This is a genomic window from Curtobacterium sp. MCBD17_032 (genome assembly GCF_003234855.1).
In the GTDB taxonomy this organism is placed as follows: Bacteria; Actinomycetota; Actinomycetes; order Actinomycetales; family Microbacteriaceae; genus Curtobacterium.
Genome location: NZ_QKTO01000015.1, coordinates 56,013 through 67,798, shown reverse-complemented (window position 1 = coordinate 67,798; position 11,786 = coordinate 56,013). Strand labels below are relative to the sequence as shown.

The window sequence follows — 11,786 nt, the reverse complement described above, 5'->3', positions numbered from 1 at the left end:
GAGAGGGAAACGCCCGGTCACATTCCGAACCCGGAAGCTAAGCCTCTCAGCGCCGATGGTACTGCAAGGGGGACCTTGTGGGAGAGTAGGACGCCGCCGGACTCCTTTTCAAGAACGATCGAGCCCCTGACCGGGGTGAGCAGCAACGCTCACCCCGGTCAGGGGCTCTTTCGCGTCCCCACAGCTCGGAGAGCGGCACCGATCGGCAGGATGTGCCACGGTAGGATCGGTGGCGTCATGACAGCGCCATTCTCCTCTGCCTCTGGTTCCGACGTCCGCGTCCGGTTCTGCCCGTCACCCACCGGGACGCCGCACGTCGGCCTCGTCCGCACTGCCCTCTTCAACTGGGCGTACGCGCGACACACGGGCGGCAAGCTCGTGTTCCGGATCGAGGACACCGATGCCGCGCGCGACAGTGAAGAGTCCTACGGCCAGATCATCGAGGCGCTGCGGTGGCTGCGGCTCGACTGGGACGAGGGCGTCGAGGTCGGCGGTCCGCACGGGCCGTACCGGCAGTCGGAGCGGACGGACGTCTACGAGGACGCGATCGCGCGGCTCAAGGACGCCGGTCACGTGTACGAGTCGTTCGTCACGCCGGAGGAGATGGAAGCGCGGAACCGGGCGAACGGGCGCGACCCGAAGCAGGGCTACGACAACCACGAGCGCGACCTGACGGACGCCGAGCGTCAGGCCTTCCGCGACGAGGGCCGCGAACCGGCCCTGCGCCTGCGAGTGCCCGACCGCGACCTGAGCTTCCAGGACCTGGTGCGCGGCGAGATCACCTTCCCGCAGGGGTCGTTCCCCGACTTCGTCGTGGTGCGCCCGAACGGCAAGCCGTTGTACACGTTCACGAACCCGCTCGACGACGCGCTGATGGGCATCACGCACGTCCTCCGTGGTGAGGACCTGCTGTCGTCGACCCCGCGGCAGATCGCGCTGTACGAGGCGCTCCACGAGATCGGGATGGCGGAGTTCATCCCGCAGTTCGGTCACCTGCCCTACGTCATGGGAGAGGGCAACAAGAAGCTCTCGAAGCGAGACCCGGAGTCGAACCTCTTCCACCACCGCTCGAACGGCATGGTGCCGGAAGGGCTCGTCAACTACCTCGCGCTGCTCGGGTGGTCGATCGGGCCCGACCGGGACGTGTTCTCGATCGACGAGATGATCGCCGCGTTCGAGGTCACGGACGTGAACCCCAACCCCGCTCGGTTCGACCACAAGAAGGCCGAGTCGATCAACGGCGACCACATCCGTCTGCTCGACGGGGCCGACTTCCGCGAGCGTCTCAAGCCCTACCTGTCCGAGTACCTCGACGAGCCGGCGACGTCGGCGCAGGAGCACGTGCTCGCGCTCGCGGCACCGCTCGTGCAGGAGCGCATGCAGTTGCTCAGCGAGGCGCCCGCCATGCTCGGTTTCCTGCTCACCGCGGACGCGGACCTCGTGGTCGAGGACGACGCGCTCGCGTCGCTCAAGGGCGACCCGGTGCCGGTCCTGCAGGCCGGGATCCAGGCGCTGGAGGCGCTCCGGGACTGGGAGACCGCAGCCATCGAGCAGGCGCTCCGTGTCGCGCTCATCGACGGTCTCGAGCTGAAGCCCCGTGTCGCCTTCGGTCCCCTCCGGGTCGCGGTGTCCGGTCGACGGATCAGCCCGCCGCTCTTCGAGTCGATGGAGATCCTCGGCAAGGAGTCGACGCTCGCGCGACTGCGTTCCCTCGCGGCGCGCTGACGGCCGTGTACGACGTCGTCGTGGTGGGTGCGGGTCCCGCGGGGCTCAGTGCTGCGCTGAACCTCGTGCGGGCCAAGCGGACGGTCCTCCTCCTCGACGCCAACCGGCCGCGGAACGCAGCCACCCTCCGGTCGCACGGGTTCATCACGCGGGACGGCATCTCGCCGCTCGAACTCCGTCGGCTCGGGCGCGACGAGGTCGCCGCGTACCCCGAGGCGACCGTGACGACGGCGGTGGTCGACCGGCTCTGGCGAGACGGTGACGTCTGGCAACTCCACGGGAGCTGGCGGGGGACCCCGGTGGAGGCCGATGCGCGCGCGGTCGTGCTGGCCACGGGCCTCCGCGAGGCGTTCCCCGCGCTCCCGTCGCTCCGCGCGTTCTACGGCACCGACGTGCACAGCTGTGTGGAGTGCGACGCGTACGACAAGGCCGGGCAACCCCTCGCCCTCATCTGTGAGACCGACGACGTCGTCGACCGCGCGCTGCTCATCCGCGCCTGGACCGACGACCTGGTCGTGTACACGAACGGGGTGGCGGCGGTGTCCGACGCCGGCCGGGCTCGTCTCGACGACGCGGGCATCCGCTTGGACGACCGCCCGCTCGCCGACCTCGAGGGTGACCGGAACGGGATGACCGGCGTCCGCCTCGCCGACGGGCACGTCGAGGCGCGTTCCGGTGCCTTCGTCCGTCCGGTCTGGCACGCCGACCTCGACTGGGTCGACGCCGAGCTCGACCGGGACGAGCAGGGCCTGGTGCGCGTGGACCGGCTCGGACGGACCGGCGCGCCCGGGTTGTACGCGGTCGGCGACATCACCCCGCCCGGGCCGGAACAGCTCATCGTCGCGGCCGGTCACGGGGCGTCGACGGCCGCCGCGGTGCACCGGGACCTCGTCGGTGGTCTCGAGGACCTCCGGGATGCTGTACAGTAGTTGATCGTGCCCCGGAGAACGGGGCGCAGGACCGCAAGGTCCTTTGGGGTATGGTGTAATTGGCAACACAGCGGTTTCTGGTACCGTCGTTCTTGGTTCGAGTCCAGGTACCCCAGCCAGCAACGTGATCGAAGGCCCTCGGGAAACCGAGGGCCTTCGTCGTTCCCGGTCCTCGACGGCGCTCGTCCACATCGCAGGAGGCCTAGCGTGGGCGCGACAGCACGCGCCACGCCCGGACACCGCGACGAGTTCGCCGGTGTCCGGCAGCCCGACCACCGACCAGGGGACGTCATGATCATCTTCGGCAGCCGCACCAGGACAGCCCTCGCGGGGGTCCTCTTCTTCGCCTGCGCGCTCTGCGGCTCGACGGCAGCGCAGCGTCTGCACCGCCTCCGCACGTGGTTCACCCTCTTCTTCGTGCCGGTGTTCCCCTTCGGGCACGGCCGGTACGTGCTGCAGTGCTCGTACTGCGGGGGACAGTCCTCGTTGACCCGGGACGGTGCGGAACGGTTCATCGCGGACGCTGAACGTGCCCAGGCCGCGCACCACGCGCAGGAGACCCTGCCGCCGGACGTCCGGTAGTCGCCGGAGGCCCGGAAGTCGCCCGCCGTGGGGGACCACGGCGAGCTCGCGCGGCCTCAGGCCTCCGCGCCGCGACGGCGTACGCTCGTCGCCATGCTGATCACGAAGCTCGAGCACGCCTGCCTCGTCCTCGAGGAGGAGGGTGCCCGCCTGGTCATCGATCCCGGCGCGTTCACCCGTCCCGTCGAGGCGACGGACGTGGTCGCCGTCGTCGTCACCCATGAGCACCCGGACCACGGCACCGTCGACCAGGTGGCAGGCATCCTGGAGCGGAACCCGGGCATCCCGGTCTTCGGTCCGGCCGGTGTCGCCGCGGCTCTGGACGAGGTGGTCGCGGTGGACGTCGTGACCGACGGGGAAGCGCGGACCGTCGGGCCGTTCGCCCTCACCTTCCACGGGACGCGGCACCAGCTCATCCACTCGTCGGTCCCGGTGGTCGACAACACCGGCGTGTTCGTCAACGGGGTGCTGTTCCACCCCGGCGACGCCTACATCGACCCGGGTGTTCCGGTGGAGGTCTTCGCGACACCCGTCGGTGCACCGTGGCTCAAGATCGGTGAACTCATGGACCACCTCGCGTCCGTCACGCCCCGGCGCGCGTTCCCGATCCACGAAGCGACGCTCTCCGACATCGGCTTCGCGGGCCACACCGACCGCATCCGACAGGTCGTCGAGCCTGCGGGTGAGGTCGTCGTGCTCGCACCGGGGGAGTCGCTCACGGCCTGACCTCGGTCGCCCGACCGCCGGGCGCCAGCAGGGTCAGCGCTCACCCGACGAGGCGGCTGAGTCCGAGCGCGTCCCACGGAGCGTGCCGCTCTGCGTCGTTGTCGAAGTAGACCCAGACGTCCCGGCCTGCGTCCACGTGCTCCCGGACGACGTCCGCCCACGCTGCGAGTGCTCCGGTCGAGTAGCCGTCGTGGTACGTGTGCGGGGCCCCGTGCAGGCGGAGGTACGCCAGCGGCGCCCCGGTGTCGCGGACGAACCGGGGGAAGTCGCCGGCGTGCGAGTCGACGAGCGCCACACGGTGCCGGCGGAGCACCGCGAGGTGCTCGGGCGTCACGGCGTCGGGTGACCGGACCTCGACGACGTGCTCGATCGGCAGCGCGGTGTGCTCCGTCGTCGTGGCCGGCTCGACGACCTTCCCGTCGTGCCCGGCCGCGAGCACGGCGGCCGCCCCGTGCGTGCGGGGCAGCAGCGTCAGGAACGCGTCGAGGACGTCCGGCGTGGGCGCGACGTGCTCAGGGAACTGCCAGAGGACCGGACCGAGGGTCGGCCCGAGTTCGAGCGGACCGGAGGCGAAGAAGTTCGCCAGCGCGGTGTCGACGTTCCGGAGCCGCAGCATGTGCGTGAGGTAGCGACCGCCCTTCAGTGCGAAGCGGAAGCCCTCCGGGACGGCCGCCCGCCAGGCGCGGTACCGGGACGGACGCTGCAACGAGTAGAAGGAGCCGTTGACCTCGACGGTCGGGAACTGCTCGCCGACGTACTCGAGCCATCGTCGTCTCGCGAGGCCCTCCGGGTAGAAGTCACCGCGCCACGAGTCGTACTGCCAGCCGGACAGGCCGATGCGCACCGTCATCGCCCCACCGTATGCTCCGGCCGGCATGGCGACACACCGGGACGGACAGCCTCGTTTTGGTGCTCACTCACACCGTGTGCCATACTTGTCGAGTTGTCGGAACGGCCCCATCGTACAGTGGCCTAGTACGCCGCCCTCTCACGGCGGTAACGCGGGTTCGAATCCCGCTGGGGTCACCACGAGTGACACACTCCGAACCGACACATCGCCGCGGCCCCATCGTATAGCGGCCTAGTACGCTGCCCTCTCACGGCGGTAACGCGGGTTCGAATCCCGCTGGGGTCACCAGCACGAAGGCCTCCACCCTGCCGGGTGGGGGCCTTCGTCGTCCCACCCGTCAGCACGTGCCGTCGGGCGGCGAGCGGGCAGGAGGCGACGGATGGACGACCGACCGGCGGGACGCCCGTCGTTCCTGCGTGCCGGTCCCGTCGCACTGGTCGCACTCGGTGGCGCGGTCGGGACCGCGATCCGCGCCGTCCTCGCCGCCGCGTTGCCGCCGGTCGACGGCATCAGCTGGACGGTCCTCGGGATCAACGTCGTCGGTGCGTTCTGCCTCGGACTGCTGCTCGAGCACCTCGCCATGCGCGGACCCGACCTCGGACGCCGGCGGACCGCGCGGCTGTTCGTGGGCACCGGTGTGCTCGGGGGCTTCACGACGTACAGCACGCTCGCGGACGACACCGCACGACTGCTCGACGCCGGACGATGGGGCGCCGGGAGCGGGTACGCGCTGCTGACCGTCGTGCTCGGCCTCGCCGCGGCCGTCGCCGGGATCACCCTCGCCACGACGCTCCGACGACGGGCCGCGGCGTCGGCAGCACCGGGGACGGGGTCGGAGCGGTGACCGCTCTGGCAGTCCTGCTCGTCGCGACGGGCGGCGGCGTCGGGGCAGTGCTGCGGTTCGTGCTGGACGGGCTCGTGAAGGAGCGCGTGACACGGTTCCCGCTCGGCACGCTGCTCATCAACGTCACCGGGTCGTTCGTCCTCGGTCTCGTCACGGGGCTCGGGGAGACCGGGGCGCTGGCCGTCCCGATGGTCGCCGTGCTCGGGACGGGCATGATGGGTGGGTACACGACGTTCTCGACGGCGAGCGTCGAGACCGTGCAGCTCCTCCGATCCGGCAAGACCCGGCTCGCCGTCCTCAACGGCCTCGGCATGCTCGTCGTCTCGGTCGGCGCAGCCGCGCTCGGCCTCTGGCTCGGAAGGAACTCATGACCTCGGAACGCCCCGGCGAACTCGTCCTCGTCCGTCACGGAGAGACGGAGTGGTCGAAGAGCGGGCAGCACACCGGCCGCACCGACATCCCGCTCACGGAGAACGGCGTGGTGCAGGCGGAGCGCGCCGCCCGCTACCTCGCCGACCGCGAGTTCGCGCTGGCGCTGTCCAGCCCGCTGACCCGTGCGCGGGAGACCGCCCGCATCATCGGCGTCGACCCGGAGCTCGACGAGGACCTGTACGAGTGGGACTACGGCGCCTACGAGGGCCTCACGACGCCCCAGATCAAGGTCCAGCGCCACGGACCCTGGGACCTGTGGACCGACGGCGTCCCGGCCGGCGCCACCCCCGGTGAGAGCGCTGCCGAGGTGCGGGTCCGTGTGGAGCGCGTCATCAACCGTGCGCGGCCCGTCCTGGCCGAGGGGCACGACGCGATCTTCGTCGCGCACGGGCACGTCCTGCGCGCACTCGGCGCAGCGTGGATCCGCCTCGCCCCCCAGGACGGGGCGGTGCTGAAGCTCGGCACGGCGACGGTCAGCTCGCTCGGCTACGAGCACGGACGACCCGTCATCGACGCCTGGAACATCACTCCGTCCTGACCGGCACGGATCAGTCGTCGGCGCCGAGCACCATGCCCATGCCCAGGCTCGGCGCCACGTCCTCGAAGCCGAGTGAACGGTAGAGCCGCTGCCCCGGTGGGTCGCCGATGAGCGACACGTACGCGCCCTCCGGTGCCCGTTCGCGGACGTCCGCGACGAGCCACTCGACGACTGCCCGACCGAGCCCGCGACGCTGGTGCGCGGGGTCGGTGGCGATGTCGACGACGTGGAAGTACCACCCGCCGTCGCCGATGACCCGCCCCATCGCGACCGGCGTCCCCTCCGCGTCGACGACGTGACACGACGACCACGCCCCGACGATCGCTGGCGCGCCCTGCTCAGCGGTCACCGGGGTCAGACCCGAGCTCCGCCGGAGGCGCAGGTAGTCGTCGAGCGGCGGGGCGCTGGGCAGCAGCGTGTAGGTCTCGTCCATGCGCCCATCGTGCCGCACGGCTCCGCCGTGATCGGCGCGACCGCACGGGAGGCGCGGTGCCGGGCCGACGGACGGCCGCCGCCCGTCAGACGGTCCGGATGCTGCTGGTCGCACCGAGCGGGCGGCCGCGCCGCCGCTCGACCGCGCGGCCGACGACGAGGAGCGCGACGCTGACCAGCGCCCCGAGGAGCGTCTGACCGATCCGGTCGAGTGCGAGGAGCGTCGGCGACTCGGGCACGCTGAGCCAGGAGACCGCGAGGGCGAGCGGGGTGAGGAACAGCAGGCAGACGGCGTAGTTCCGGGCGACGAAGACCTCGGCTCCGAACTGCCCGACGACCGCGATCACGACGATCCACCAGGCCGAGGGCTCGAGGAGCAGGATGCCGACCGCGATCACCGTGCCGCCGACCGTGCCCACGACGCGCTGGACCGCCCGCGAGACGGTGTGCCGTTGCCGGAGCGCGGGCAGCGTCGACACGACGGCGATGACCGCCCAGTACGGATGCCCGAGGCCGGGCAGCGCCTCGGCGAGGGCCCCGGCGACGAGTGCACCGACGACGTTGAGGGCGACCGTCTCCCAGAGGGCGGACGTCCGGAGGACCGCGAGGGAACGGTGCTTGCTGTCCGCGAGCGGGCGGAAGCGGTGCGGCGCGTGCGGGTGCAGGACCAGCCGGAAGGCGGCGCCCGACATCGCGACGAGCCATGCCCAGGCGACCGCGCAGAGGATGACCGTCGCCGCGAGCGGCAGGTCGGACGGGCGCACGGGCACGAGGGCGGAGACGACGAAGGCGAAGACCGGGAAGATCGGCTGCGCCGGGATCGCCCGGAGGGCCGTCAGGGTGCCGACCGCGACGACGATGACGACGACGAGCCCGACCGCCTGCATCCAGAGCGGCGCGCCGAGGAGGGCGACGGCGATGCCGGCCGCCATGCACGCGACCTGCATCGCCCCGGCCACGCCGGTCGTCACGGCGCGCTGCCGGTAGGGCTCGGTGGCGCCGAAGATCGCGGTGAACCCGGCGAACACCGCGAAGGCCGCGTACTGCGGCACATCGAGGGCGATGAGGAGTGCCAGCGGCACGCCGCCGGCGACCGCGGCGCGGGCCGCGCCCTCGAGGTTGGTGGTGCGGGTCGAGTGCGCGGGCGTCGTCATGTCCGCACCATCTTCCCACCGCGACCGGTCCCGGGATCGCGGAGCGGGCCTCCCGGCCGCCGTCGCGATTGGTATACCAAGCTGCTAGCATGCTCGGACGACACCGCGACAGCGGTGTCGGGACGCGGATGAGGAGGCACGGGCATGGGCAGGACGCTCGCCGAGAAGGTGTGGGACGACCACGTCGTCGTCAAGGGTGAGGACGGCAACCCCGACCTCCTGTACATCGACCTCCACCTCGTGCACGAGGTGACGAGCCCGCAGGCCTTCGACGGGCTGCGACAGGCGGGTCGCCCGGTGCGCCGTCTCGATCTGACCATCGCGACCGAGGACCACAACACGCCGACGCTCGCCATCGACCGACCGATCGCCGACCCGACGAGTCGCACCCAGATCGAGACGCTCCGCCGCAACTGCGAGGAGTTCGGCGTCCGCCTGCACTCGCTCGGCGACAAGGAGCAGGGGATCGTGCACGTGGTCGGTCCGCAGCTCGGGCTCACCATGCCCGGCATCACCGTCGTCTGCGGCGACTCGCACACCTCGACGCACGGCGCCTTCGGTGCGATGGCGTTCGGCATCGGCACGAGCGAGGTCGAGCACGTCCTGGCCACGCAGACCCTGCCGCTGAAGCCCTTCAAGACGATGGCGGTCACCGTCGAGGGCACCCTGCGCCCCGGCGTGACGGCGAAGGACATCATCCTGGCGGTCATCGCGCAGATCGGCACCGGCGGTGGGCAGGGCTACGTGCTCGAGTACCGCGGCTCGGCGATCCGGGCGCTCTCCATGGAGGGCCGGATGACGATCTGCAACATGTCGATCGAGGCCGGTGCCCGCGCGGGCATGGTCGCCCCCGACCAGACCACCTACGACTACGTGCAGGGTCGCGACCACGCGCCGACCGGGGCGGACTGGGACGAGGCCGTCGCGTACTGGGACACCCTCGCCACGGACGACGATGCCGTCTTCGACGCCGAGGTCTTCATCGACGCCGACGCGCTCGAGCCCTTCGTGACCTGGGGGACGAACCCCGGCCAGGGTGTCTCGCTGTCCGACTCGGTGCCCTCGCCGTCCGACTTCAGCGACCCGAACGACCAGGCCGCGGCCTCCCGCGCGCTCGAGTACATGGACATCGAGGCCGGCACCCCGATGAAGGACATCGCGGTCGACGCGGTCTTCATGGGGTCGTGCACGAACTCCCGCATCGAGGACCTCCGTGCCTTCGCGTCCGTGATCGCGGGACGCGAGAAGGCACCCGGCGTGCGGGTGATGGTCGTGCCGGGGTCCGCCCGGGTGCGCCTGGAGGCCGAGGCCGAGGGGCTCGACAAGGTGTTCGTCGACTTCGGCGCCGAGTGGCGGTTCGCCGGCTGCTCGATGTGCCTCGGCATGAACCCCGACCAGCTCGCGCCGGGGGAGCGCTGTGCCTCCACCTCGAACCGCAACTTCGAGGGTCGGCAGGGCAAGGGCGGCCGGACCCACCTGGTCTCGCCGCTCGTCGCCGCCGCGACCGCTGTCCGGGGGACGCTGTCGAGCCCGTGGGACCTGGAAGAGGACGACGCTCGCCTGGCGCAGCCGGTGACCGCAGGAGGGAACCACTGATGGAGAAGATCGACACCGTCACCGGGATCGCCGCGCCGCTGAAGCGGTCGAACGTCGACACCGACCAGATCATCCCCGCGGTCTACCTCAAGCGGGTCACGAAGACCGGGTTCGAGGACGCGCTGTTCTCCGGCTGGCGGCAGGACCCCGACTTCGTGCTCAACCAGCCCGCGTACCAGGGCGCGAAGGTCCTCGTCGCCGGCCCGGACTTCGGCACGGGGTCGTCCCGCGAGCACGCGGTGTGGGCGCTGCGCGACTTCGGGTTCCGCGTGGTGGTCTCACCCCGTTTCGCGGACATCTTCAAGGGCAACGCCGGCAAGCAGGGCCTCGTCACCGCGATGGTCACCGAGCCCGAGATCGAGCGGATGTGGGCGGCGATCGAGGCGCAGCCCGGGATCGAGGCGACCGTCGACCTGGCGACACAGCGCGTGTCGATCGGCGACATGGACGTGGCTTTCGAGATCGACGCTTACACTCGTTGGCGGTTGATGGAAGGGCTCGACGACATCGGGCTCACCCTCCGTGACGAGACCTCGATCACGGAGTTCGAATCCCGCCGCTCCCGTTGGCGGCCGAAGACATTGCCGGTGAAGTAGTGAACTCTCTCGTACAGGACGCAGCAGCTGCAGGGGCGCGCGTCGGGTTGAAGTCGGACGAGATCGTCATCCGGGGCGGCAAGCCGCTCGTGGGACGCATCGAGGTCCGCGGTGCGAAGAACCTGGCGACCAAGGCCATGGTCGCTGCGCTCCTCGGCGACACCCCGTCGATCCTCAAGGACGTCCCGGACATCTCCGACGTCAAGGTCGTGCGCGGCCTGCTCGAGGTGCACGGTGTCCGCGTGACGGACCCCGCCCGTGGCGAGCTCATCCTCGACCCCTCGCGCGTCGAGTCGGCGCACTTCGCCGAGATCGACGCGCACGCCGGCTCGAGCCGGATCCCGATCCTGTTCTGCGGTCCGCTGCTGCACAAGCTCGGCGAAGCGTTCATCCCCGACCTCGGCGGCTGCCGCATCGGCGACCGCCCGATCGACTTCCACCTCGACGCGTTGCGCGCCATGGGTGCCGTCGTCGACAAGCAGGTCTCGGGCATCCACATCACGGCTCCGAACGGCCTCAAGGGCGCGAACATCGAGCTCCCCTACCCGAGCGTCGGCGCGACCGAGCAGGTCCTGCTCTCGTCCGTCCTCGCCGAGGGCACCACCGAGCTGCGGAACGCCGCGATCGAGCCCGAGATCATGGACCTCATCGCGATCCTGCAGAAGATGGGCGCGATCGTCACGGTCGAACCGAGCCGCACGATCTTCATCGAGGGCGTCAAGTCGCTCCGCGGGTACACGCACCGTGCGATCAACGACCGCAACGAGGCCGCGAGCTGGGCCTCCGCCGCGCTGGCGACCAACGGCGACATCTTCGTCGAGGGCGCCAAGCAGCAGGAGCTCATGACGTTCCTCAACGTCTTCCGCAAGGTCGGCGGCGGGTTCGACATCCAGGAGGACGGCATCCGGTTCTACCGCGAGCTGGACGTCCTCAAGCCCGTCGTCATCGAGACCGACGTGCACCCCGGCTTCATGACCGACTGGCAGCAGCCCCTCGTCGTCGCGCTCACGCAGGCCGAGGGTCAGAGCGTCGTGCACGAGACCGTCTACGAGAACCGCTTCGGCTTCACCGACGCGCTCAACGAGATGGGTGCCGACATCGTCGTGCACAAGGAGGGCCTGCCCGGCCACGACCGTCGCGTCGCCCGTCGTCCCTTCGAGCAGGCCGCGGTCATCACCGGCCCGACGAAGCTGCACGGTGCGAACGTCCGCGTCCCGGACCTCCGCGGCGGCTTCAGCCACCTCATCGCGGCACTGACCGCGGAGGGCGAGTCGCACATCACGAACGTCGGCATCATCAGCCGCGGGTACGAGCACTTCATCCCGAAGCTCCGCAAGCTCGGCGCGGACTTCGACTTCGCCGGCTGACGTGGCGGAGCAGCA

Annotated in this window: 13 protein-coding genes, 3 tRNA genes and 1 rRNA gene; 14 read left to right on the top strand and 3 right to left on the bottom strand. The window is 70.8% G+C overall.

Features of this window, described 5'->3' with window-relative positions; all coding sequences use genetic code 11:
* From rrf to DEI91_RS14495, 6 genes are all read left to right on the top strand, one after another.
* Positions 1-102: ribosomal RNA gene (gene rrf / locus DEI91_RS14520) — 5S ribosomal RNA — on the top strand; the annotation flags it as partial.
* Between the two features lie 135 nt (positions 103-237).
* On the top strand, positions 238-1,725 hold the full coding sequence (gene gltX, locus DEI91_RS14515; protein WP_111052965.1) for a glutamate--tRNA ligase: 1,488 nt from the start codon (positions 238-240) through the stop codon (positions 1,723-1,725).
* 5 nt (positions 1,726-1,730) lie between these two features.
* Entirely contained in the window at positions 1,731-2,654 is a 924-nt protein-coding gene (locus tag DEI91_RS14510) for an NAD(P)/FAD-dependent oxidoreductase (RefSeq protein WP_375537694.1), read from the top strand.
* Positions 2,655-2,698: 44 nt separating this feature from the next.
* Positions 2,699-2,773 (top strand) — tRNA-Gln (locus tag DEI91_RS14505).
* Between the two features lie 88 nt (positions 2,774-2,861).
* Positions 2,862-3,236 carry a zinc ribbon domain-containing protein gene (locus tag DEI91_RS14500; RefSeq protein ID WP_111052964.1) on the top strand — a complete coding sequence of 125 codons (375 nt, stop codon included), beginning with the start codon at positions 2,862-2,864 and terminating at the stop codon, positions 3,234-3,236.
* A 93-nt stretch (positions 3,237-3,329) separates the two neighbouring features.
* Complete coding sequence (locus DEI91_RS14495) at positions 3,330-3,962, top strand: MBL fold metallo-hydrolase (protein WP_111052963.1); 633 nt, start codon at positions 3,330-3,332, stop codon at positions 3,960-3,962.
* Positions 3,963-4,002: 40 nt separating this feature from the next.
* On the opposite strand, the gene DEI91_RS14490 is transcribed toward DEI91_RS14495, so the two are convergent.
* A complete protein-coding gene (locus DEI91_RS14490; RefSeq protein WP_111052962.1) occupies positions 4,003-4,812 on the bottom strand; it encodes a DUF72 domain-containing protein in 810 nt (269 codons plus the stop codon).
* 103 nt (positions 4,813-4,915) lie between these two features.
* Between DEI91_RS14490 and DEI91_RS14485 the strand changes: the two genes are divergently transcribed.
* The 5 genes from DEI91_RS14485 to DEI91_RS14465 all read left to right on the top strand — a co-directional run bounded on the left by DEI91_RS14485 (position 4,916) and on the right by DEI91_RS14465 (position 6,626).
* Positions 4,916-4,991: transfer RNA gene (locus DEI91_RS14485), tRNA-Glu, on the top strand.
* Positions 4,992-5,024: 33 nt separating this feature from the next.
* Positions 5,025-5,100, top strand: a tRNA-Glu gene (locus tag DEI91_RS14480).
* Positions 5,101-5,191: 91 nt separating this feature from the next.
* On the top strand, positions 5,192-5,656 hold the full coding sequence (locus DEI91_RS14475) for a CrcB family protein (RefSeq protein ID WP_111052961.1): 465 nt from the start codon (positions 5,192-5,194) through the stop codon (positions 5,654-5,656).
* Complete coding sequence (crcB, locus tag DEI91_RS14470) at positions 5,653-6,027, top strand: fluoride efflux transporter CrcB (protein ID WP_111052960.1); 375 nt, start codon at positions 5,653-5,655, stop codon at positions 6,025-6,027. Before DEI91_RS14475 ends, crcB begins: the two co-directional genes overlap by 4 nt.
* A complete protein-coding gene (locus tag DEI91_RS14465) occupies positions 6,024-6,626 on the top strand; it encodes a histidine phosphatase family protein (protein ID WP_111052959.1) in 603 nt (200 codons plus the stop codon). The genes crcB and DEI91_RS14465 overlap by 4 nt, the downstream gene beginning before the upstream one ends.
* Before the next feature lie 10 nt (positions 6,627-6,636).
* Here DEI91_RS14465 and DEI91_RS14460 read toward each other — a convergent pair whose 3' ends face one another.
* Together DEI91_RS14460 and DEI91_RS14455 are read right to left on the bottom strand one after the other, a co-directional pair.
* Positions 6,637-7,059: a GNAT family N-acetyltransferase gene (locus tag DEI91_RS14460; RefSeq protein WP_111052958.1), complete on the bottom strand. Its 423-nt coding sequence runs from the start codon at positions 7,057-7,059 to the stop codon at positions 6,637-6,639.
* 85 nt (positions 7,060-7,144) lie between these two features.
* Positions 7,145-8,212 (bottom strand): FUSC family protein, encoded by a 1,068-nt coding sequence (locus DEI91_RS14455; protein WP_111052957.1) that lies wholly within the window; start codon positions 8,210-8,212, stop codon positions 7,145-7,147.
* A 144-nt stretch (positions 8,213-8,356) separates the two neighbouring features.
* On the opposite strand from DEI91_RS14455, the gene leuC reads away from it, so the two are divergent.
* From leuC to murA, 3 genes are read left to right on the top strand one after another with little or no spacing between them, the layout of a single operon-like run.
* Positions 8,357-9,808, top strand: coding sequence for a 3-isopropylmalate dehydratase large subunit (leuC, locus tag DEI91_RS14450; protein WP_111052956.1), 1,452 nt, complete (start codon positions 8,357-8,359; stop codon positions 9,806-9,808).
* Entirely contained in the window at positions 9,808-10,404 is a 597-nt protein-coding gene (gene leuD / locus DEI91_RS14445) for a 3-isopropylmalate dehydratase small subunit (RefSeq protein WP_111052955.1), read from the top strand. Before leuC ends, leuD begins: the two co-directional genes overlap by 1 nt.
* A complete protein-coding gene (gene murA / locus DEI91_RS14440) occupies positions 10,404-11,771 on the top strand; it encodes a UDP-N-acetylglucosamine 1-carboxyvinyltransferase (RefSeq protein WP_110826129.1) in 1,368 nt (455 codons plus the stop codon). Before leuD ends, murA begins: the two co-directional genes overlap by 1 nt.
* Positions 11,772-11,786 lie beyond the last annotated feature (15 nt).